The sequence below is a fragment of the Caloranaerobacter sp. TR13 genome, from assembly GCF_001316435.1.
Classification (GTDB): Bacteria; Bacillota; Clostridia; order Tissierellales; family Thermohalobacteraceae; genus Caloranaerobacter.
Window position 1 is genome coordinate 1 of sequence record NZ_JXLL01000009.1, and the last position, 24906, is coordinate 24906.

Here is a 24906-nt window from a genome sequence, read left to right on the forward strand (position 1 = left end):
TGTATATATCTCAGTACTGTCATAAAATATTTATCGTTTTCTACTACCTCACTTCTATACCTATCTTGAAATAAATGTCCACTTCTATTATATTTCCGGTTATACCAATACACATATCTTGCTCCTATTCTTCGAAAAACAATCCCCAAATCTTCTTTTCCCTCTTTTATTAGTAAGTGTATATGATTACTCATAAGACAAAAAGCATATATTTCATACTCACATACCTTTTTATACTCTTTTAATGTTTGGATTAATTTCTCATAATCTTCATTTTCATGAAATATTACTTGTCCATTTATACCTCTAAGCATCACATGGTATATTCCCGTGCTACTTTTTTCTCTTCTTTTCCTTGGCATAAAAAATCACCTCTAGTTAAGCTTATCACAAACTAAAGGTGATAACAACATCAAACAACACACAAGAACCGTCCCCTTGTGTCATTTTCTTTTAATCAATACTACTGACTCCACGTGCATAGTATGTGGGAACATGTCTACTGGCTGTATTTCAATAGTTTTATATCCGTTTTGGTCTAAATATTTTAGATCTCTTGCTAATGTAGATGGATTGCATGATACATACACGACTCTTTTCGGTGACATTTTAACTATTGTATCTAATACTTCTTTGTCACACCCTTTTCTAGGAGGATCAACTACAACCACATCTGCTCTTATACCCTGATTATATAGTTTTGGAAATATGTCTTCTGCTGTACCTTCATAAAACTCAACATTTTCAATACCATTTATCCTAGCATTTTCCTTAGCGTCAACTATAGCTTCCTTTACAACCTCAATTCCATATACTTTCTTTGCTTTTTGGGCTAGAAATAGAGAAATTGTTCCTATACCACAGTATAAATCAAATACTATTTCATCTCCTTCAAGCTGTGCATACTCTAAAGCCTTATTATAAAGTACTTCTGTCTGCATAGGATTTACTTGAAAAAATGATTTTGCTGATATATTAAATTTTAAATCTCCTATATAGTCTATAATTTTTTCAGTACCAAACAATACCTTTGTTTTATCTCCTAAAATAACATTAGTCTTTTTAGTATTTATGTTTTGTATTACACTTTTCAAATTTACTATATTACTTTTAAGAATTTCTATTAATTTGTCTTTATACGGCAGTTTTTGGCCATTTGTAATAATTACAACCATTACATCTCCAGTTTTAAATGCAGTTTTTGTAAGTATATGTCTAATTAAGCCCTTTCCTGTTTTTTCGTCATAAGGCTTTATGTTATATGTTTTCATATATGCTCTAATTAACTCTATTACCTTGTCATTCACTTCATGCTGTATAATACATGAATTCGTATCAACAATTTCATGACTTCCTCTTTTATAAAAACCTATTGCTACTTTTTTATTCTTCCTTCCTACAGGAAATTGTGCTTTATTTCTATATCTATAAGGGTTATCCATACCCAAAGTATCATGTATTACAACATCTTCTAAATGTCCAATCTTTTTAATATCATTTTTCACCTTATTAGTTTTTATTTTTAATTGCTCTTGATAATCAAGTCCTTGTATTTGACAACCTCCACAAGCATAACTAAGTTTACATTTAGGCATAATTCTTTTTGTTGAAGGTTCTATTATACTTACAATCTCTCCAACTCCATAATTTTTCTTTATATTTACTAACTTAACTTTACATTTATCTCCTAGTAATCCTCCATCTATAAATACAGTAAACCCTTCTATTTTAGCTACTCCTTGACCTTTATGATTAATATCTTCTATTTTCACTTCATATATTTCATTCAATTTAATTACACTCATTCCTTAACTCCTTCCTAAATATAATTAAAAAGAAAACACACCCATGGTGTGCCGATAAATTAGAATCAGTATGCCCTTATTATATCAAACTATCTATATATTATTAACAAAATTTTATTTTTCTAATCGTCACTAAAATTTTTTGATACGCGCTTAAGCATTTGCTTTATTGGTAAATCATAAGGACATTTAGGTTCACATTGTCCACATTCAATACAATCACTAGCTTTGTACTGTAATTTTTGATATCTTTCTTTAGCCCAGTCTTTTAAGTCATATCTTAAATAATAACCTTCTAATACAAATTGAGTAGGTATATCTATCCCCTGAGGACATGGAGCACAATATCCGCATCTTCTACAAAATTCACTACCTAATTCTTCGGCCTCCTTTATTATAACTGCTCTTTCTTCATCTGTTAAAGGCCTTACATCTTTTCCTACACTACTATTTTCAATAACCTGATTTATTTTGTCCATTCCTGGAATTACTACTGAAATATTAGGATTTTCTATTATAAACCTTAATGAAAGACTAACATTTCTTATTGCCCCACCAGCTACAGGTTTCATAATAATTACTCCTATATCTAACTCTTTAGCTCTTTCAAATAATTTTTCACCTTGTCTTTCAACTGGACTATATGGAAACTGAATAGTAGCAAACTCTCCAGTTTCTATAGCTTTTTCTAATATATGAACATCATGGCTTGTAATTCCTATTTCTTTTATAAGTCCTTTAGACTTTGCTTCTTTTAAAGCTCTTAATGCCCCATTTTCACTCATAACCATTTTATATTGCTCTTCTGTTCTAACCAAATGTAATTGATATAAATCAATACAATCAGTTCTCAATAACTTCAAACTAGTTTCTATTTCTTTTTTCATTCCTTCATAATCTCTAACTGGTGATTTAGTCGCTATTATAAATTTATCTCTTCCGCATTTTTCAATGCCATAACCTATTAACTCTTCACTTTTTCCATATCCACGAGCAGTATCTATAAAGTTTATTCCTTGTTTATTTGCAGTCATAATTAACTCTATGGCTTCTTCCTTGCTTACTTTCTGAATTGGAATACCTCCAAAACCTATTACAAAAACTTCAAAGTTTGTTCTCCCAAGTCTTCTCTTATGCATATTTAACCTCCTATCTTCTAAAGTGAAAATATATATTCCCTGATTCAATCATTTTCTTAAATTTTCTTTTTAAGATACTCTTAAATATCTCTCTTGTACCCGGTATTACTAATACAAAACCCAATGTATCAGTTATTAAACCTGGAGTTAATAATAATGCACCACCTATCAAAATACAAAGTCCATTTAGAAGTTCGTTGCCAGGTATTCTTCCATAGTTTAGTTCAGTTCTGATCTTACTTAAAACTAACTTACCTTCACTTTTAGCAAGATATGCACCTACTATACCTGTAGTTAACACAATACCAATAGTAGTCCACACACTTGTCACTTTTGATAGTTGTAATAGCAAAAATAACTCGATTATCGGCGTTATTGTAAAAAGTAAAATTAGCTTAAAAAACATAACTACCTCCTAATACCTAATAATTTTCTATTGATTTTTTTAACATTTCCCATATGTTTTTAAATTTCTTTTTGAAATTAATAGGTTTTAATTCAGAATTGACAAAAGCATGAGCTGTATAACCTTCAGCTAATTTAGTCATATCGTTTTTCCTGACTATTTCATAATTAAACTTTAACCTAACTCCTTTTAGCTCAGTTACCCTTGTTCTTATTATTATCTCATCATCATATTTTGCTGAAACGATATATTTACATCCTACATCAATTACTGGCAAAAGTACATCTTTTTCTTCAAGTGTTTTATACTCCATTCCAATTCCTCTAAAAAACTCTGTTCTTCCTATATCAAACCATGCAAAGTAGTTTGCATGATACACAACTCCCATCTGGTCAGTTTCACCATATCTTACTCTGATAACTGTTTCATTAACCATTGAACCCCTCCAGTATATGTATATAATATTTCTATTTAAATATTTTATTCTTTAAAAAATTCTATTATCCTCTAAAATATTTAAATATTCCTGCTAAAAACAAAAAAGTAGTGGCAAAAAATCGCCACTACTTTTTTGTTTACATTATAGTACTTGTGTTTTTCCTTTATATACTAAACCTCTTATACTATCTACAGTTATAGTCTCTCCATCTTTTAATTCTTTAGTTGCATTTTCTGCTCCTACTATTACAGGTTTTCCTATATTGATAGCAACAATAGCTGCATGTGAAGTCAATCCACCTTTTTCTGTTATAATAGCAGCAGCTTTTTCCATATATTTAACCATTTCTCTATCAGTATTTACTGTAACTAGAACATCTCCATCATTAAACTTCTTTTCAGCTTCTTCTGCGTTTTGTACTACACATACTTTACCAATTGCAGCTTTATTACCTATACCAGTACCTTTTAATATTACATCTCCTACTATGTGTACTTTAATTAGGTTTGTGCTTCCAGCTACTCCAACAGGAACTCCAGCTGTAATAACTACTAAATCACCATTATTTATATAGCCTTTTTCAAGTGCACTTTTTACAGATAATTCTATTACTTCATCAGTTGAACCAGAATGCTGAGCATATACTGGATACACTCCCCAAACTATAGCTAATCTTCTCATAACCTGCTTATTTGGTGTAGCTGCAATAATTGGAGCACTTGGTCTGAATTTTGACACAGCTTTTGCTGTATATCCTGATGAAGTTGCTGTTATTATAGCTGTAGCCCCTAAATCTTCAGCTGTTGCACAAGTAGCATGACTTATTGCATTTGTAACTGTAATGTCTTTGCCCATAGTTTTTGATCTTAAAATCGCCTTGTAATCAAGAGAAGCTTCTGTTCTCTTTGCTATGTTAGCCATTGTTCTAACTGCTTCTACAGGATATTTACCTGCTGCAGTTTCACCTGATAACATTATTGCATCAGTTCCATCCATAATAGCATTTGCTACGTCAGTAGTCTCTGCTCTTGTTGGTCTTGGATTCCTTATCATTGAATCTAGCATTTGAGTTGCTGTAATTACAGGTTTACCTAATTCATTACATTTTCTAATAATCATTTTTTGCACTAATGGTACTTCTTCTGTTGGTATTTCAACCCCAAGGTCTCCTCTTGCTACCATTATACCATCAGAAACTTCTAAAATTTCATCTATATTGTCAACGCCTTCTTGGTTCTCTATTTTTGAAATAATTTGTATATGTTCTGCATTATTTTCTTCTAAAATTTTTCTTATCTCTATAACGTCTGCAGCTTTTCTAATAAATGAAGCAGCTATAAAGTCTATTCCATTTTCGATACCAAATTCTATATCTGCTCTATCTTTTTCAGTTATAGCAGGAAGATTTACTTTTACTCCTGGTACGTTAACTCCTTTTTTATTCTTAATTGTTCCAGCATTTTTTACAATACATTTTATATCAGTACCATCTATGATATCTACAACTTCTAGACCAATTAGTCCATCATCTATAAGTATAGTATCGCCTTTTTTTACATCATTAGGTAATCCTTTATAAGTAATGCTACAAATCTTATCATTACCTAAAATATCTCTTGTTGTAAGAATAAATTCTTGGCCTTCTTTTAATTCCTCTACTCCTTTTTCAAAGTTACCAGTTCTAATCTCTGGTCCTTTAGTATCTAACATAATAGCTACTGGCATATCTAATTCTTCTCTTAATTTCTTAACCAAATCTATTCTTTTTTTATGTTCTTCATGGTCGCCATGAGAAAAATTTAATCTCACAACATTTAGACCATTTAAAATAAGTTGTCTTAAAACCTCTTCATTCTCTGATGCAGGTCCTATTGTACAAACTATTTTTGTGCGTTTCATTTGCATAACCTCCCGTTATTATATTGAAAGTATCTTAGTCAAATTATACATATCTTTATCAAAGTTTTTGTCTAATGCAAGTGCTTCATCAATATCCATGTCAAATAACTCATTTCCTTTAACACCTATTACCCTACCTGATTTACCTTCTAACAATAATTCTACAGCTTTAGCTCCCATTTTACTTGCTAAAATCCTATCGAAAGCTGTTGGGCTTCCTCCTCTTTGAATATGTCCCAAAACAGTAACTCTAGTCTCTATACCTGTTTTTTCTTGAATTTCTTCACCTAATTCATAAGCTTTGCCTACACCTTCTGCTAATAAAATTATACTGTGCAATTTCCCTCTATTTCTGCCTTGAATTAATCTCTTACATACATCGTCTATATTGAAACCTTCTTCAGGAACAATAACACTTTCTGCTCCTCCAGCAAGCCCTGCATATAAAGCTATGTCTCCACAATGTCTACCCATAACCTCTACAATTACTGCTCTACCATGAGAAGTTGATGTATCTCTTATTTTACTAATTGCATCTAAAACTGTATTAACTGCTGTGTCAAAACCTATTGTATAATCAGTATACCCCAAATCATTATCTATAGTACCTGGAATACCAATTGTAGGAATGCCTAGCTCACTTAATTTTTTTGCTCCTTGGAATGAACCATCTCCACCTATAACTACTAGACCTTCAATTCCAAACACTTTTAAAACTGTAAGAGCTTTTTTTCTACCTTCTTCAGTTTTGAACTCTTCACATCTAGCTGTTCTTAAAAAAGTTCCTCCTCTATGTATAATGTCTGCTACAGATGATAGGTTCATTTCTTCAATATTACCACTAATAAGCCCATTATATCCTTGTTTTACTCCCATTACCTTAAGCCCATTGTATATAGCTGTCCTTACAACTGCTCTAACTGCAGCATTCATACCAGGTGCGTCTCCGCCACTTGTTAAAACACCTATAGTTTTCATTTTACTACCTCCTCACTTTTCTACCATCATGGTCATAAAATGTCCCAGATATCATAAAAATTATTTTTTACTAACATTATAATTTTCTATTGTACCCTAACTAATTATATATTTCAATATGTTTTATAAATTTATTGCACCAAATAAAACCAACACACATATTATAACATATAAAATAGAGTTTCACACTAAAAACAGCATTCTATTAATCTATATACTTTTGAAATTATCAAAAACAAGCTGCTATCTAATAACTATTATTTATTCAATTAATTTTATTAGGAGGGATTATCTTGAAAAATGCAGTTCTTGAACTACTAGAAAGTAGAGGAATTAAAATAAAAGATATTATTAAACTAACTGAATGCCTAAAAATAGATTCAACAGACGCTGATGATATTGAACAATCCATATTAAACATTTTATCTATTAAAGAAATTCAAGATTACATAACTCTAGGAGTTATATTAGATATCTATACAGAAAATAACTTACTACCTGAACCTCTCTCTCAAATCATTTCTGGAAACGACCAATTATTCGACTTAGACAAAGTATTAGCTACAGGTGTTATTAATCAGTTTGGGCCACAAGCAGTAACATACTTTTCATATTTAATAAATTACAAAAATGATGTACTTAAAGATATCTTATATAAAAATAATATAAACACATTTCTTGATGAAATAATATGTGTAATAGCATCAGCATCTTTAATAAAACTACTCTAGCAAACTTTAACACAATCTTGCCCTAATAGTTTCTTTAAATTATTTAGTAATTTGTCATTTGTTATATCTACCCAATAATTCCTCTCTGCCATTATTGTTTTATTCTTATTCTCTAAATATACATATACAGGGACATTACCTGTATAATTAGAAAGTATGATTTTAATTTCATTTAGCACACTCAAAGATTTATTTCTAGGTACCTTTAAATATAGTTTCTCTACATTCATTTTAGTGAGGGGTCTAAAACTATCACAAATAATTTTAGGCTCCTCCTCTTCATGTATACTTAATCTTCCTTTTACTATTACCAAACTATCCTCATTTATATAATTTGAATATCTCTCATAAGTTGCAGGGAAAATTATTAGCTCTATAGAACCATATAAATCTTCTAATGTAGCAAAAGCCATAATGTTATTATTCTTGGTTATTTTATTCTTTTTACTTGTAATAACGCCTCCAATTACAACTTCTTTACCATCAGTAATCTTAAAACTTCTGTTTTCTTCTTCAGTTCCTTCTAAAAATTCATATATTTCACTTGTAGTTATATTTGAGATCTTTTTTAATTCTTTTTCATAAGATGCTAATGGATGACCACTTATATATATACCCAGCATCTCCTTTTCCATAGATAAAAGTATTTTATCAGGAAATTCTGCTATCTCTGGTAAATCATCTGTATAAATCTCTTTATCAGACTTAGAAATAGTTTCAAACAATGAAAATTGTCCTTCAATATTTCTCTTCTTATCTTGATGTATGCTTTCTATAATTCTCTCATATACTGCCAAAAGCTGTGCTCTTTTTAATCCTAGCGAATCAAATGCACCACATTTTATTAAACTTTCTACCGTCCTTTTATTTACAAAATTTAAATCTACTCTCTTACAAAAATCTGTAAAGCTTTTAAATTTCCCATCTGATTCTCTTGCTTTAATAATAGCTTCGATAGCAGGTCTTCCTACATTTTTTACAGCAGCTAGTCCAAATCTTATTTTTCTTCCATTAACCGTAAAATCACTATAACTTTCATTTACATCTGGTGGCAAAATTTCAATACCAAGCCTTTTACACTCTTGTATATATAATGAAACTGAATTTGTATTTCCCATAACACTTGATATTAAAGCAGCCATAAACTCAACTGGATAATAACATTTAAGCCACGCTGTTTGATATGCTAAAACAGCATATGCTGCAGAATGTGATTTATTAAATGCATATTTCGCAAAATCTATCATTTCATCATATATCTTATTTGCTGTTTCTTCATCTACACCATTTCTTATTGCCCCAGGAATTTCAATTTCTCCATTTTCATTTAACTTACCATATATAAAATGCTTCCTCTCCCTTTCCATTACGTCCATTTTCTTTTTACCCATAGCTCTTCTAACTAGGTCTGACCGTCCCATACTAAAGCCACCAATATCTCTAACTATTTGCATTACTTGTTCCTGATAAACCATACAGCCATAAGTTACTCCTAATATAGGCTCGAGTTTTGGATGAGCATACTTTATCTTACTAGGATTATTCTTATTTTCAATGTATTTTGGTATCTGCTTCATTGGACCTGGTCTAAATAGTGAATTTGCTGCTATTATATTTTCGAATGATGTAGGCTTTAATTCTTTAAGAAATTGCCTCATACCAGAACTTTCGAACTGGAATACCCCTAAGGTTTCACCTTTGCTAAACATTTCATATACTTTTTTATCATCATAATCAGAATTAGAAAAGTCTACTTCTATTCCATAGTTTTGTTTAACTAACTGAATAGCATTTCTAATTACTGTAAGCGTTCTAAGACCTAAAAAGTCCATTTTTAGAAGTCCTAGTTCTTCAAGCTCAGTCATAGTAAATTGAGTAGTTATTGAATCATTATTTTTTGACAAAGGAACATATTCTGTTATAGGTTCCTTTGAAATAACTACTCCTGCAGCATGTATTGAAGTATGTCTCGGCATTCCTTCAACAGCTTTTGCCAAATCGATTAGCTCTCTTACTTTTTCATCTTCTTGGTATAAGTTAAGTAACTTATTGTTAGTCTCTAAAGCTTTATCTATAGTTATACCTAATTCCATTGGTATCTGTTTGGCTATAAAGTCTACATCTCCATAAGGCATATCTAAGGCCCTACCAACATCCCTTATAGCACCTCTTGCTGCCATAGTACCAAAAGTTACTATTTGTGCTACCTTATCTTCTCCGTATTTATTTATAACATAGCTTATGACTTCTTCTCTTCTCTCATAGCAAAAATCTATATCTATATCAGGCATGGTAACCCTTTCAGGATTCAAAAATCTCTCAAAAATCAAACCATATTTAAGAGGATCTATATCTATAATTCCTAGAGTATAAGAAACTAAACTTCCTGCTGCTGAACCTCTACCAGGGCCTACCATTATCCCATTATCCTTTGCAAATTTGATAAAGTCCCATACTATCAGGAAATAGTCAACATAACCCATATTTTCTATAATATTTATTTCATAGTTAAGCCTCTCTTTTATATCATCTGTAATTACCTTATATCTCTTTTTAAGTCCTTCATAACATAATTTTCTCAAATATTGTGAATTAGTATATCCTTCAGGTACATTATACTTAGGTAAGTGTAAAGTATTAAAATCAAACTCTACATTACACCTTTGAGCTATTTTTACTGTGTTTTCAATTGCTTCAGGTATATTTGGAAATAGACTCGACATCTCTTCAGGTGATTTTAAATAAAATTCAGAAGTTGGAAATCTCATTCTATCCTTATCATTAATTGTCTTACCTGTTTGTATACACAAGAGAATATCATGCACTTTAGCATCATCTTGATTAATATAATGAACATCATTAGTAGCAACAAGTGGTATGTTAGTCTCTCTACTCAATCTAATTAACTCATGGTTTACATATTTCTGATCCTTCATTCCGTGGTCTTGAAGTTCTAAATAAAAATTATCTTCACCAAATATTTCTCTATATTTAAGTGCTACTTCTTTAGCTTTTTTATAATTATTGTTAAGTATATGATACTGAATTTCCCCACCAAGGCAAGCACTCAAAGCTATTATACCTTTACTATATTTACTCAATATAGTTGAATCTACTCTCGGCTTATAATAATATCCATTTACATAACCTTCTGAAACTATCTTGATTAAATTGGAATATCCCTCATTATTTTCAGCAAGTAAAACTAAATGGTATTGAAACTTATCTCTATTAGGGTCCTTTTCTGTATACTTGCCTCTAGAAATATATACCTCACAACCAATAATTGGCTTTATTCCTTTTTTAAATGCAGTTTTATAAAACTCTACAACACCAAACATAGAACCGTGGTCAGTAATAGCTATGCTATCCATTCCTAACTCCTTAACCCTATCCATAAGTTTACTAATCCTAGCTGCTCCATCTAATAAACTAAATTCAGTATGAACATGTAAATGAACAAATTTTTTAGTGCTTTCCATATTAACACATCCTTATAAATATCGTCTTTGATCATTCGTTATTCGCTATTCTTCAAAACTTATTTTTTCAAAATTTTTGCTGACATCATTGCTTTGGCTACTACACCCTTATTGTGTAAAATTTCTATATCAACCTTACAAAAATTTCTTCCCATATCTATTATATCTGTAACTATCTCAATTTTGTTGTCAACCTGTAAAGGTTTTATAAAATATACCATAAAACTATCAGTAAATACATCATAATGTTTCTTCTCTTTAAGAGTGATTGAGCCTGCTGCTGCCATAACCATAGCCATTGTACCACAACTTGCAGCCCCTAGCTGATTTAGCATTAGCGGCATAACTTCTCCTTTAAATTTTAATCCATTACTCATTATCTCCAAACTAAAATTATCGATAATCATATCTTCTACAGTTTCACCTATATGTGGCTGACTTTTCATATGCCTTAAAGCTTTAATTACATCTTGTCTATTTACAACTCCTATTAATTTCCTGCCTTTTACTATAGGAATTATTTCTATGTTTTCCCAAGTCATTATATGAGAAACATAAGCAACCGAAGTTGTTCTTGGTAAAGTAATTGGTTCTTTGGTCATTACTTCTTTTAAAAATACTTTATCTTCAATACCAGTAACATCTTTAGGAGTTACTACTCCAACTACATTCATATCTTTATCAACAATTGTAAAGCTGCTTAATTTGCGTGTTATTACATTTTGCTTCCATTCACCAATATTTTGATACTCAAACATATATGGTGGATTCTTGTCCATTATATTCTCAACCAATAAAATATCTTTCTTTATTTTTCTTTCATATATAGCCTTATTTATTATAGTGGCTATTGTAAATGTATCGTAAGCTGTTGTTATTACAGGTAGTTTCTTTATGTTGGCTTTTTCTTTTATACGTTCGCTACATCCAAACCCACCTGTTATCAATATCGCACAACCTTTATTTAATGCTTCCTCATAAACTTCCTCTCTATCCCCAACTATAACTAAACTACCAGGCTGTAGATATTTTTCCATTTCTTTTATAGTCATAGCTCCTATTATAAATTTATTTAACATTTTATGAATTCCTTCATGTCCTCCAAGTATAGAGCCTTCTACTATGTTAACGACTTCAGCAAAGGATAATTTTTCAATGTTACCCTTTTCTACTTTTTTTATTCTCACAGTCCCTACTCTCGGCATTGTTTTAACTAGTTCTCTACTCTCTGCATCTTTTATAGCTCTATAAGCTGTACCTTCACTAACATCTAATTGCTGTGCAATACTTCTTACAGAAATTTTTGAACCAACCTCTAACTCTTCTATATATTTAATTATTCTTTCATGTTTAGTCATCTAATCAACGCTCCTTAAGGGTGTAGAAATTGAATAGAAAAAAAGATAGTGTTAAATCACTATCTTAATTATACCAAAAATCTATTACTTTATATCATCAACAATTCTATTATTACTTTTAAATTCTCAAACATTATGTTAACATCTGCTGATTTTACCAATTTATATGCCTTACTATAATATAAAACCCTTATAACAGACCTTGATGGAAATAATAATACATTACTAGTTAATTAAAAAACAAAAAAGAGTAGGACCCTCCTACTCTTCTGTTAGCTTATTTTCTAATAAATCTACCAAAGCTTCTACAGCCTCTTTTTCATCTTCACCTCTAGCTATTACTGTAATTTCATTACCTTGAGAAACTCCTAAAGCCATTATTCCCATTATACTTTTTGCATTGACTTCTTTGTCATCTTTTTTTACAGTAATCTCACTTAAAAACTTTCCAGCTGTTTGCACAAATAGTGCTGCTGGTCTAGCATGTAATCCTGTTTTATTTTTTACTATAATAGTCCTCTTTTCCATCTAATTCCCCCCTCTCTTTTTTTAGTTCTTCTGCTATTTGTTCTATTTTTCTAAGTCTATGGTTTACACCAGACTTGCCTATAGGAGGATCTAGCATCTGCCCTAATTCTTTAAGGCTTGCTTCTTTGTTAATCAGTCTTAATCTTGCAATATCTACTAAGTTCTCTGGTAATTTATCAATGCCAATAGTTCTATCTATGTATTCTATATTTTTTATCTGCCTTAATGCTGCATTAATAGTCTTACTTAAATTAGCAGTTTCACAATTTACTATTCTATTTATATTGTTTCTAACATCTTTTAGTATTCTAATATTCTCTAACTTTAATAATGCATTATGTGCACCTATTATATTAAGTAAATCAACTATTTGTTCACCTTCTTTAATATATACAACAAAATTATCTTTCCTAGTAACAATTTTTGAATTTAAGCCAAAAGAATTTATCAATTCACATAAATCTTCGCTATGTTTGGCACTATTAGTTACAAACTCTAAATGATATGTTTTTTCAGGGTCACTTAAAGAACCTCCTCCTAAAAAGGCTCCTCGAATATATGCTCTTTTACAACATCTATTTTCTATTAGTTTTTCTGGTATCCCATAATTTATTTCAAAATGATTTATGCCATCCTTTGCAAAAATACCCGTATCTTCCAATATTCTCTTCGCTTCATATGCATTATTTACAACCATCAAATAACTATTATTCTTCTTCAACTGTCTATTTTTTCTAACCATAACCTCAGACTGCACATTATACAATTTTTTTAATAAAGTAAAAATTCTCCTAGCTATAGCAGCATTTTCTGTTGCAAATTTAATATTTACTTTTCCTAAACCCATTATTTGTATAGAGCCGCTCATACGTATAAGAGCTGCCAGTTCTGATATAATACAACACTTATTATCTATTTCTAATCTTGATAATTCATTTTTAGTTTTAGACGAGAATGACATTTTACATCTACTCCTATAAATTAATCAATATTACATTTCTTTTATCGCTTTTATAATAATCTTTCTCTCATCATCATACTTAGCAAGTTCTGTAGCTCTATTCATATGAACAAACCTTGCATCTATAAACCCTTCTTTTTTTAAAGGTATACACTCCATATTTTTTGCAACCATCAAAAACCAATGCACAGTTTTATTAACTATTTCTTCATTTTCACTTATATGTCTAAATGAGTAATTTATTTTACCCAAATACTTTATTATTTCTGCTTTAACTCCACCCTCTTCAAATACTTCTCTAGTAGCAGCTTCTTTAAGTTTTTCATTATTTTCTACTTTTCCTTTAGGTAATACCCAATCGCCATTATATTTTCGAAGTAGTAGGATAGCATTCCCAAAATACACCACCCCACCTGCACTAATCTCTTCTCTCATACATGCCACTCTCCTAGCAAAAACAGAAGATAAAAATAATATTTATATTTATTATAACACATAATATAGTCCTTTCAATTACACTTTTAACAAAATATCTTGGGTATTAGCTAGAAAATAAAAAAGCATGTAAGCAACAAGCTTACATACTCTATAAGTCCTTTGGTAATAATATATTGAGTAATAAAGCAGTTAAAGTACCTGTAGTTATACCTGATTCTAAAACAGTTTTAACAGCTGAAGGAAAATATTGCAATATATTTGGTCTTACAACTACTGCTAAGCCCAATCCTAAAGAAATGGCAATTACTAACATATTTCTTCTTGTAAATTCAACATTTTTCAATATCTTAATCCCTGAAGATGCTATCATACCAAACATAATTATCCCTGCTCCACCCAATACAGGGTTAGGCATAATAGCAACTAAAGCACCCAACTTTGGAAATATACCTGCTAACATAAGGATTATGCCAGTAATCATAACTACAAATCTACTTGCTACACCAGTAATAGGTATAATCCCTACATTCTGACTAAAAGATGTATTTGGTCCCGCATTAAAAATACCTGCTAGAAAACTACCTACACCATCACATAACAAACCTCTTGATAATTCATCACTTGTTATTTTATGATCACTAGCATCTGCAACAGCAATTAAATCACCAACAGTTTCCACTGTAGTAACTAAATAAGCTGGTATAAAAGCTATTATAGCTGGAATGCTAAATTTAATACCATATCGAATTGGTGTTGGAAAATCCAGCCATGAAGCGCTAGTTAACTTACTTATATCTAACAAACCAAAAGGAATTGAAATTATGTAACCACAAATAATACCTATTAAGATAGCTGCTGACCTAGTAAATCCTTTTCCCCACTGATTTAGTACAATTATAATTGCCATTACAGTTAATGCTAAAAATATATTTCTCAAGCTTCCATAATCAGCTACACCATATCCTCCAGCAGCCCAGTCAACAGCAACAGGTAATATTGTTAAACCTATCAATGTAACAACTGTACCTGTAACAACAGGTGGAAAATATTTCAATAACTTCTTAGTAAACCTACTTAATATCATCTCAACAAATGATGCTCCTACAGTTGCACCAAATATACCTGGAAGACCTAATGTACTTCCTACAGCTATAGAAGGCCCAACAAACGTAAAATCAGTTCCCATTACACATGGTAATTTAGCTCCTACAGGACCAATTCCATATGCTTGAATAAAAGTTGTTAAACCAGCCATAAAAAGTGCTGCATTTACTAAAAAAGTCATTTGATCAAAAGGTAATCCTAATACTCCACCAACAACTAATGGAACAGCTACTATCCCACTAAATGCTGCAAGTAAATGTTGTACTGCTAAAGGAATTGCAATTTTAAGTGGTGGTTTGTCATCAATCTTATAAGTTATCTCTTCTTTAATGATAGCTTTAGTATCTGTCTCCATAAAATCCCCCCATATGCTTTTTAAAATAATATATATCTTCTTTTTGTTTTATCTAATTCCTTTGTAGTCTTTATATAAATGGGATTTTATTTTTTCATCTATGTTTTTTTATAATAACATTTACAATCTTAATTTAATAAATTTTAAAGCTATGTTTTTGTATAAAAATTATAAAAAAATTAATTTTTAGTGGCTAAAATGTGTTATTTTTTGTTAATTATTTATAATTGTTGTATTTTTACAATTATATACAAAAAAGGGTGGATTTAATCCACCCTTAATTTATCTATGCTACATTACTATCAGTTTGTTTAGATTTAGTTAATATATCCTTAGCTTCTCCTGCCACCACTATTGCAAGAATTAATAATACAATAGAAGTAATTCCTAGTACATAGTTTGGTTTGTCTCCAAATAAGTGATGGTATCCTTGATATACCAAAGCACCACAAGTTGTAATTATCATAAATATCGCCGGATACAATGTATATTTTGTAGGTTTCTTAACCCCTACAAGATAAGCTGTTATAACAAGTAGAGCTAATGCAGCAACTAACTGATTAGATGCACCAAACATAGGCCAAATTATGCTATAAGTTCCTGTATAACCTAGATAAAAAGCTGGAATTGCAATAAATAATGATGCAACATATCTATTCTTCATAGCAGGTACTTTAGGACCTATAAGTTCAGAAGCAATAAATCTTCCTAAACGAATAGTTGTATCTAAAGTCGTCATAACGAAAGTTTTTAACATTGTTATACCAAATAACATACCAAATACACCAAGTAAAGGTTCTACTAATCTTCCATAACCAACACCAAAAGCTTTAATCGGTCCTCCATCACTCAAAATATTAAAGAATCCAAACTGTTCCATTCCTGCAGGTGCATTCCAGAACAAACCTGCACTTACTGCTAATAATGCTAAAGTAGCAAGAACACCTTCAACCAACATTGCACCATATCCAACCAATTTACCATCAGATTCTTTAGCTAACTGTTTTGAAGTAGTGCCACTTCCCACTAATGAATGGAAACCTGAAATTGCACCACAAGCTACCATAATAAATAGCATTGGCCAAATTGGTCCACTTTTGCTAGATAAACCAGTAAATGCAGGTGCATTTATAGTTGGATGTGAAATTAAAGTCCCAATTAATCCTAGGGCTAAACCTATTATTAATATCCAGTTAGAAATATAATCTCTAGGCTGTAAAAGCATCCATACAGGCAATACTGAAGCAACTAAACCATAACCCATTAATAAAATGAACCAAATAGCAAAACTAGTATGAGCTTCAAAAGGTAATGAAATAGGAATTTTATATCCTAGCCAAATTAAAAAGAATAAACTCGCTAATGCCACTATAGTACTAATTGTAAGAGGTGTATTCTTCTTATAAACCATATAACCAAATATCATTGCAACAGGAATTAATCCAAAAGTTGGTATTATTACTTGTGGAGTTGACATTAATGTTTTAGCAGCAACAAAACCAAATACAGCTACTACAAGAATTAGTGTTATTAATACAAAGATAGAAAACAAGTTTCTAGCTCTTTTGCCAATAACAGTCTGTGCAATTTCTGGTATAGATTTACCTTCATGTCTTACTGATATCATAAGTGAAAGATAGTCATGCACTGCACCTAAAAAAGCAGTTCCTAAAAATATCCATAAAATAGTACCGCCCCATCCAAAAGCAGCAACTGCAGCAATTGGACCAAGAATTGGACCAGCACCAGCTATTGATGAAAAATGATGCCCAAATAAAATCATAGCCTTACTTGGATAGAAATCAACTCCATCGTTCTTTGCTAAAGCAGGAGTTGACAAATCATCATTTGGGCTAACTAATTTGTTTTCAACTTTAGTACCATACCACTTGTAAGCAGCCCAAAACCAAGCAATAGCAATTACAATTAGTAAAGCAGAATTCATTTAATAATTCCCCCTTAAATTATATTTTTATAGCTAAATATATTACAACTTAATTATCTGAAATTTCAGAACTTATCGTCAATATTTTACCTACCAATGGTAAAAAAATACGGCTAAGTAGTAATATTTTAAAATGAATAGCTATATATAAGTATTTATAAATGGAGGATTTCACGTAATTTTTTTGATTGAATTCTGCTTACAGGAATTTCAGTTTCAAAGCCATCATTTAATATTAGTGAAAATGAACCATGAAATAAAGGCTGTACCATTTTAATATAATCTAAATTTACCAAATAACTCCTATGAGCACGAAATAAACCTAACTTATTTTCTAACTCTTTCAATGAATAAAAAGTTTTTAATTTTTTATCTTTTGTGCATACGTAAGATTTTCCATTTTCAGCCATACAATAGCAAATTTCACTTCGTTTAATCAAAATAAACTTTCCATATTCTTCACAAGGTATTTTTTCTATTTGCTGATAGTTGTATAACTTTTCTATTTTAGAAATAAGTTTTTCTATTTTCTTTTCATAATCTTTAGTAGTATTTTTACTATCATTCAATCTTAAAATAGTCTTTCTTAATCTAGATAGACAAACTGGCTTAACTAGATAATCAATTGCATTTATTTCAAAAGCTTTTAAAGCAAATTCATCAAATGCTGTTACAAAAACTATCTTTATTGATGAGTTTTTTTCAGTTATAATCTGTGCAACCTCAAGACCGCTGATTTCTGGCATTTTAATATCTAAGAATATTACATCAGGGTTCATCTCATTTATTTTTTCTAAAGCCGACCAACCATCCTCAGCTTCCCCAACTACCTTAACCCTATCTTTAAAATTCTCTTCTAACAGATATTTGAGTTCTTGGCGAGCAGGAACTTCATCATCAACTATAAAAATTTTCAGTTTGTCCATCACAATAAACAACTCCTTTTAATTTGTTCGAATTTTATGAATATATTTTACTCCATTTTATAAAAATTTACAGAATACTTCAAGGTTCAACAAATTGTATGATACTATTAAACTAATATAATAGTAAAATTATTCTTTATTAAATATTAATGTTATAATAATAATTAAATACTTTTTAATTTTCTAAATACTCGGTAAATAATGAGGTGCAACAATAATGATTTTAACAATACTTACAGCTCTTATAAATAAGCTTGGAATTATAATCATATTGGCCTTTATTATGTCTAGAACTAACCTTTTCAAAAAACTAATTATTAATAGAAATATTAGTCTCTTTGATAAAATTATTCTTGCTATATTTTTCGGATTATTTGGTATTATAGGAACATACTCTGGTATACCAGTTAAGGGAGCAATAGCCAATTCTAGAGTAATAGGGGTTTTTGTCGGTGGACTTTTAGGCGGACCATTTATTGGTACTTTTTCTGGGTTGATAGCTGGATTGCACAGACACTTAATAGATATCGGTGGCTTTACTTCAATAGCCTGTGCGCTATCTACAACTGTAGAAGGTATACTTGCAGGCTATTTAAGTAAATATTTTTATCAATCAAAAAATAAATGGCTTTTTGCATTAGTTGCAGGTATAATTTCAGAAACAATTCAGATGATTATAATATTAATAGTTGCAAAACCATTTATTGATGCAGTAAAACTTGTTGAAATTATTGGATTACCAATGATAATTACAAATTCAATTGGAATAAGCATATCAATAAGTATTATAGAAAGTATTTTTAAAGATCAAGAAAGAGCAGCTGCATATCAAGCACAAATCGCATTAAAAATTGCAAATAAAACATTAAAATATTTCAGAAAAGGATTTAGTACTGAGACTGCTTTTAAAACAGCACAAATTATATATGAAATGACAGACTTAAAAGCTGTTGCTTTGACAAATAGAGAAAAAATACTTGCACATATAGGTGTAGGAGATGATCATCACAGAGCTGGTGATGAAATAATTACTTCACTTACCAAAGAAGTCATTAAAAGTGGTAAATATAAAATAGCAAATTATAAACATGAAATAGGCTGTAATATTCCAAATTGCAAGCTCAATTCAGCTATTATTGTTCCAATAAAAGAAAAAAACAAAGTAATTGGTACTTTGAAACTTTATAAAACTTCAGAAAAATCAATCTCACAAGTTGATATAGAGCTTGCTTTAGGTCTAGCACTACTTTTTTCAACACAAGTTGAGTTAAGTAAAATAGAATATCAAGCAAAGCTATTAGCTAAAGCTGAACTAAAGGCTCTACAAGCTCAGATTAATCCACATTTTCTTTTTAATGCTATAAACACCATTGTGTCTTTTATAAGAACTAAACCAGATAAAGCAAGAGAGCTTCTATTACATTTAAGTTCTTATTTCAGAAAGAATTTACAACAAAATGAAGATGTAGTTGAATTAGAAAAAGAAATAGACCATATAAAATCTTATCTTGAAATTGAAAAAGCTAGATTTGGTAATAAGCTAAATGTTAAATTCGAAATACCTAAAAACATAAAATGCTATCTGCCACCATTAACCCTACAGCCAATTGTTGAGAATGCTATTAAACATGGAATAATGGAAAAAATAGAAGGTGGCACTATAGAAATCAAAGCTATTAGTGAAGAAAATGGAACAAAATTAATTGTTAGTGATAACGGAGTTGGAATAGACAAAAAATACTTAGAACGTATTTTTTCAAATAGTAATGAAAATACCTCTGTAGGTCTTATTAATGTAAATAATAGACTCAAAAACAAATATGGAGAAAAATATGGTCTAAAAATTCAAAGTGAACTGGGGGTTGGAACAATTGTTACAATGACAATTCCTAAATGCTATTAATTTAAAAAAAACGGGTAGAGGTGTATAACCTCACCCGTTATTTTACAGGTTTTAATCTAGCTGTAAAGTGTCTTAAAATTTTAGGCTCGTACTCAAATTCATATCCTTTTATTTGATCTTTTCTCTTAGCTATATTAATAAGTGCTTCTGCAACAACATCCATATGATTATTTGTATATACTCTTCTAGGTATAGTAAGTCTTAATAACTCTAGTGGAGATTCTATTTGCTCTCCAGTATCTGGATCTCTACCTAATAGGAATGAACCTATCTCTACAGCTCTTACTCCTGCTTCTTTATATAATTCTACACATAATGCTTGTGCAGGGAATTGATGATATGGAATATGTGGTAATAATTTTTTAGCATCAACAAATACTGCATGTCCTCCTACAGGTTTTTGTATAGGAATTCCAGCCTCATCTAATCTTCTTCCCAGGTATTCTACTTGACCAATTCTTGCACTTAAATAAGCTTCATCTACCACTTCTCTTAACCCTCTAGCTAAAGCTTCCATATCTCTACCAGCTAATCCACCATAAGTAGGGAATCCTTCAATTGGTACTAACATCTGTCTTACTAAGTTATATAACTCTTCATCTTCTTTAATTGCTATCATACCACCAATATTTACTATACCATCTTTTTTAGCACTCATTGTTAAACCATCGCCGTAAGAAAACATTTCTTTAATAATCTCTGGTATACTCTTATCTTTATATTCTTCTTCTCTTTGTTTTATGAAGTAAGCATTTTCAGCAAATCTTGCAGCATCAAAAAATACTCTTAATCCATATTTATCAGCTACTTTTTTTACTTCTTTGATATTTTGCATTGAAACCGGCTGTCCTCCGGCACTATTACATGTAACAGTTACTAAAATAAAAGCACAATTTTCTACTCCCTTTTCTTCAATAAATCTCTCTAATTTCTCAATATCAAAGTTTCCTTTGAAAGGATGTTCTTTTTGTGTATCAAAAGCATCTTCAATTATTAAGTTAACTGCCCTACCACCTTTTAACTCAATATGAGCCTTAGTAGTATCAAAATGCATATTTCCTAAAACATACTGACCTTCTTTTATAAGTATTGGGAATAAAACGTTTTCCGCACCTCTACCTTGATGTGTAGGAATTACATAATTATATCCAATTATGTCTCTAACACTATTTTCTAAATTATAAAAGTTTCTACTACCAGCATAAGATTCGTCACCTAGCATAATTCCAGCCCATTGATTATCACTCATAGCTCCTGTACCACTGTCTGTAAGTAAATCAATAAAAATATCTTCTCCCCTTAAACCAAAAACATTGTAACCTACTTCTTTAATCTTTCTTTCTCTTTCTTCTTTAGGGATCAGTCTTATTCTTTCAACCATTTTTATTTTATATGGTTCTGCCATTTTATCGTACATAACTTTACCCTCCTTGATATTATTTTAAAAATAACACTAATAACATCATATCATATTCTATAAAAAAATATAATAATCCTTTAAAGTTTAAGTAATTTTAATAATTATAAACTGCCAGTTATCAATATATGTTAAAGTAAATGCGGCCAATGGCCGCTAAAGATTACTTTCTAATATTAATTTAATTAGTATCTTACTAACTCTCAATGCATCATGCCTAATATAGTTTTTCTTTATATCGACCAAATTATCCTTTATTACGCTTATACCTTTTGCTTTTAACTTCTGCTCTTGTTCTTCATTTATAATAACAGGTTTAGCTCCATCTTTATAATACTTTAATAAAGTTTCATTTGGTATTTCTTCTTTGTTGGCTATAACATAATCTATCAACTCATCTTTACTATGCTTTAATATAGCATTTACATGGTCTAAAACATCATATCCATCTGTTTCACCTGGTTGAGTCATCACATTCACTACATATACTTTTATTGCAGTTGAATTAGATATTGCATCACTCAAACCATTTACTAACAAATTAGGAATAACACTAGTATAAAGACTTCCTGGCCCTAAAACAATACAATCTGCTTCTTTGATAGCTTCAATAGCTTCTTTGAGTGGATAACTTTCTTTAGGCTTAATATAAACATAATCTATTTTACTACCTATTTTCCTATTTTCAATTGGAATGTTTGACTCTCCTTCAATAACCTCACCATTTTCTAATTTTGCATATAATTTTACATCTTCTAGAGTCATAGGAAGTACTTTTCCTGTTACTGCTAATACATTACTCATTTCTTTTATTGCAACTTCAAAATTGCCACAAATACCATTCATAGCAGCAATGAACAAATTACCAAAACTCTGTCCCTTTAACTTACCATCTTCAAATCTATACTGCAATAGTTTTTCCATTATTGGTTCTGTATCAGCTAAAGCTAATATGCAGTTTCTTATATCTCCAGGTGGCAGCATTCCTAAATCTTCTCTTAAAACCCCAGAACCTCCGCCATCATCTGCAACAGTAACAATAGCTGTTATATTCGTAGTATATTTTTTTAATCCTCTCAAAAGTACCGAAAGACCTGTTCCACCACCTATAACTACTATTTTAGGTCCTTTATTAAGTGCTTTTTTCTTGCTAAAAAGCTTTAAATTCCTATCTTCAAGCTTAGACTTTGAACTGTTAATTAAATCACTTATTTTAAAATTATGTTTATCATCAATATTCTCAACATTATAATATCGCAAAAAAGACTCAAAACTCTTTTTAATAGAGAAATATAATAATAATATTCCTAATATAAAAAAGAATAAATATTTAAACATATGATTATACAACAAATCTATCTCTACATATATCGGTGAAACGCCGTATGAAAACATAACTAACCCTAATATCCCTAACAAGAGCCATATCTTAATACCAAAACTTGATTTTACTTGCTTATTTAAATTCATTTTAAACACCTCTGTTACTATTTGCAATCTCTATGTGATATTACTACTCTATGCTCTTTATCCTTAAGTGTTTCATATAATACATTCGCAATAGTAACAGACCTATGTTTGCCACCAGTACAACCTATCGCAATAACAAGTTGTGTTTTACCTTCTTTTATATAATATGGTATTAAGAAATCTATTAAATCAATAAGCTTATCAACAAAAGTCTTAGTTTGCTCCCAATTCATTACATAATCCCTTACATTTTTATCATTACCAGTATATTCTTTAAGCTCTTCTATATAATATGGATTAGGTAAAAATCTCACGTCAAAAACTAAGTCTGCATCCAAAGGAAGCCCATGTTTAAATCCAAAAGAAAGTATTGATATTGTTAAATTTTGTGCTTCTTTTCCTTCTAGAAAAATTTTCTTAATCTCTTCTTTTAACATACCTATAGTAAGCTTTGAAGTATCAATTAAATGGTTTGATTTTTCTTTTACGTCTTTAAGAATTCTTCTTTCTTCTTCAATACCATCTATAATTCTTCCATCTCTACTTAAAGGATGCTGTCTTCTTGTTTCTTTAAATCTCTTAATTAAAACTTCATCAGATGCATCTAAAAATATAATCCTATATTTAAAACCCCGTTTTTCTAATAGTTCTAAACTATGGAATAAATCATCGAAAAATTTACCACCTCTGATATCAACTACTACTGCTACTTTATCAATAGTTCTTTTGGATTGAAAGCATAAATCTGCGAATTTGGGCAACAGTACTGGTGGGAGGTTGTCCATACAATAAAAACCAATATCCTCCATTACCTTTATAGCTTGACTCTTTCCTGCTCCTGATAAACCAGTCACTATAACAAATTCCATAGTTTTATCCCCTTTCTTTTTCATCCAAAACGTTTATTATCTGATTAGCTTTTAAACCTGCTTTTATAGCTCTTTCTATTCCCCTTTTTACATTTCCAACATCATCTGGAGTATGAGCATCACTATTAATTGCAAACTTTACATTTTCTTTCATAGCAATTTTTATGTATTCTAAATTAAGATAACCGTGACTAGCATTTATCTCTAACGCTGTACCTTTCTTTGCTGCTGCTTTTGCAAGTTCTCTAGTATCTATATTAACCTTTGCACCTGGGTGAGTTATTATATCAATATTATAGTTATTAATAGCTTTTATAATGGCCATCGTATTCATATATCTAGCTTTCTCAGCTACAGATGAAATGATTTTGCCTGTATAATTTACAATATAAAAATTATATGCATCTTTTATAGTTTTAGGTCTAGCTCCAAAATGGAAACCAACAAGTAAAATATCTAGCATGTCTATTATTTTATCGTCGGCATCAATCTCTCCGTTATAGCTTATTATATTAGCTTCAACACCCAGAAGAATTTTTATATCTTTATATTCTTCATTTAACTTATCTATTTCTTCTCTCATTCTTTTAAAGTTTTCTATTTTGACACCAAACCCTATATGATTAGGACCATGGTCGCATATAGCTATCTCCTTAAGCCCTTTTTTTCTAGCGCTCTCTACATTTTCTCTAATAGTACCCTTTCCATGGCTATACTTAGTATGTGTATGATAATCAGCAAAAATCTTCATAA

At 30.3% G+C, this 24906-nt stretch carries 21 protein-coding genes; 2 read left to right on the forward strand and 19 right to left on the reverse strand.

Going from position 1 to position 24906, the window contains the following annotated elements:
- The 7 genes from TR13x_RS07335 to pfkA all read right to left on the reverse strand — a co-directional run.
- Positions 1–362 (reverse strand): transposase (locus TR13x_RS07335; RefSeq protein ID WP_242851740.1); only part of this gene is annotated, 362 nt, incomplete at its 3' end.
- A gap of 81 nt (positions 363–443) precedes the next feature.
- Positions 444–1805 (reverse strand): 23S rRNA (uracil(1939)-C(5))-methyltransferase RlmD, encoded by a 1362-nt coding sequence (rlmD, locus tag TR13x_RS07340; protein ID WP_054871271.1) that lies wholly within the window; start codon positions 1803–1805, stop codon positions 444–446.
- Between the two features lie 122 nt (positions 1806–1927).
- Positions 1928–2944 (reverse strand): aldo/keto reductase, encoded by a 1017-nt coding sequence (locus TR13x_RS07345; protein ID WP_054871272.1) that lies wholly within the window; start codon positions 2942–2944, stop codon positions 1928–1930.
- Between the two features lie 10 nt (positions 2945–2954).
- A complete protein-coding gene (locus tag TR13x_RS07350; RefSeq protein WP_054871273.1) occupies positions 2955–3350 on the reverse strand; it encodes an FxsA family protein in 396 nt (131 codons plus the stop codon).
- 16 nt (positions 3351–3366) lie between these two features.
- The gene (locus tag TR13x_RS07355; RefSeq protein WP_054871274.1) at positions 3367–3786 is read right to left on the reverse strand and encodes a thioesterase family protein; all 420 of its coding nucleotides are present in this window, start codon (positions 3784–3786) and stop codon (positions 3367–3369) included.
- Between the two features lie 144 nt (positions 3787–3930).
- Positions 3931–5688, reverse strand: a complete 1758-nt coding sequence (gene pyk, locus TR13x_RS07360) for a pyruvate kinase (protein WP_054871275.1) — start codon at positions 5686–5688, stop codon at positions 3931–3933.
- An 18-nt stretch (positions 5689–5706) separates the two neighbouring features.
- Positions 5707–6666: a 6-phosphofructokinase gene (gene pfkA, locus TR13x_RS07365; protein ID WP_054871276.1), complete on the reverse strand. Its 960-nt coding sequence runs from the start codon at positions 6664–6666 to the stop codon at positions 5707–5709.
- 293 nt (positions 6667–6959) lie between these two features.
- Here pfkA and TR13x_RS07370 point away from each other — a divergent pair, with 293 nt between their 5' ends.
- Complete coding sequence (locus TR13x_RS07370; RefSeq protein ID WP_054871277.1) at positions 6960–7397, forward strand: hypothetical protein; 438 nt, start codon at positions 6960–6962, stop codon at positions 7395–7397.
- Here TR13x_RS07370 and TR13x_RS07375 read toward each other — a convergent pair.
- The 8 genes from TR13x_RS07375 to TR13x_RS07410 all read right to left on the reverse strand — a co-directional run bounded on the left by TR13x_RS07375 (position 7394) and on the right by TR13x_RS07410 (position 18494).
- Positions 7394–10879 (reverse strand): DNA polymerase III subunit alpha, encoded by a 3486-nt coding sequence (locus TR13x_RS07375; protein WP_054871278.1) that lies wholly within the window; start codon positions 10877–10879, stop codon positions 7394–7396. The two genes, TR13x_RS07370 and TR13x_RS07375, sit on opposite strands and share 4 nt — an antisense overlap.
- Positions 10880–10938: 59 nt before the next feature.
- Positions 10939–12237 (reverse strand): DRTGG domain-containing protein, encoded by a 1299-nt coding sequence (locus tag TR13x_RS07380; protein ID WP_054871279.1) that lies wholly within the window; start codon positions 12235–12237, stop codon positions 10939–10941.
- A 261-nt stretch (positions 12238–12498) separates the two neighbouring features.
- Positions 12499–12765, reverse strand: a complete 267-nt coding sequence (locus TR13x_RS07385; protein ID WP_054871280.1) for an HPr family phosphocarrier protein — start codon at positions 12763–12765, stop codon at positions 12499–12501.
- Positions 12734–13726, reverse strand: a complete 993-nt coding sequence (gene whiA / locus TR13x_RS07390; protein WP_054871281.1) for a DNA-binding protein WhiA — start codon at positions 13724–13726, stop codon at positions 12734–12736. Before whiA ends, TR13x_RS07385 begins: the two co-directional genes overlap by 32 nt.
- A gap of 30 nt (positions 13727–13756) precedes the next feature.
- The gene (locus TR13x_RS07395; protein WP_054871282.1) at positions 13757–14161 is read right to left on the reverse strand and encodes an NUDIX hydrolase; all 405 of its coding nucleotides are present in this window, start codon (positions 14159–14161) and stop codon (positions 13757–13759) included.
- A 151-nt stretch (positions 14162–14312) separates the two neighbouring features.
- On the reverse strand, positions 14313–15623 hold the full coding sequence (locus tag TR13x_RS07400; protein ID WP_054871283.1) for a nucleobase:cation symporter-2 family protein: 1311 nt from the start codon (positions 15621–15623) through the stop codon (positions 14313–14315).
- A gap of 286 nt (positions 15624–15909) precedes the next feature.
- Positions 15910–17568 (reverse strand): carbon starvation protein A, encoded by a 1659-nt coding sequence (locus TR13x_RS07405; RefSeq protein ID WP_054871284.1) that lies wholly within the window; start codon positions 17566–17568, stop codon positions 15910–15912.
- A 155-nt stretch (positions 17569–17723) separates the two neighbouring features.
- Positions 17724–18494 carry a LytTR family DNA-binding domain-containing protein gene (locus TR13x_RS07410; RefSeq protein WP_242851743.1) on the reverse strand — a complete coding sequence of 257 codons (771 nt, stop codon included), beginning with the start codon at positions 18492–18494 and terminating at the stop codon, positions 17724–17726.
- A 217-nt stretch (positions 18495–18711) separates the two neighbouring features.
- Between TR13x_RS07410 and TR13x_RS07415 the strand changes: the two genes are divergently transcribed.
- The gene (locus tag TR13x_RS07415) at positions 18712–20397 is read left to right on the forward strand and encodes a sensor histidine kinase (protein ID WP_054871286.1); all 1686 of its coding nucleotides are present in this window, start codon (positions 18712–18714) and stop codon (positions 20395–20397) included.
- 37 nt (positions 20398–20434) lie between these two features.
- Here TR13x_RS07415 and TR13x_RS07420 read toward each other — a convergent pair whose 3' ends face one another.
- From TR13x_RS07420 to TR13x_RS07435, 4 genes are all read right to left on the reverse strand, one after another.
- Positions 20435–21814, reverse strand: coding sequence for a tryptophanase (locus TR13x_RS07420; protein ID WP_054871287.1), 1380 nt, complete (start codon positions 21812–21814; stop codon positions 20435–20437).
- Positions 21815–21970: 156 nt separating this feature from the next.
- Positions 21971–23284, reverse strand: a complete 1314-nt coding sequence (gene yvcK / locus TR13x_RS07425; RefSeq protein ID WP_152912131.1) for a YvcK family protein — start codon at positions 23282–23284, stop codon at positions 21971–21973.
- Positions 23285–23301: 17 nt separating this feature from the next.
- Complete coding sequence (rapZ, locus tag TR13x_RS07430) at positions 23302–24153, reverse strand: RNase adapter RapZ (protein WP_054871288.1); 852 nt, start codon at positions 24151–24153, stop codon at positions 23302–23304.
- Between the two features lie 4 nt (positions 24154–24157).
- Positions 24158–24904 (reverse strand): PHP domain-containing protein, encoded by a 747-nt coding sequence (locus tag TR13x_RS07435; RefSeq protein WP_054871289.1) that lies wholly within the window; start codon positions 24902–24904, stop codon positions 24158–24160.
- Between the last annotated feature and the right edge of the window lie 2 nt (positions 24905–24906).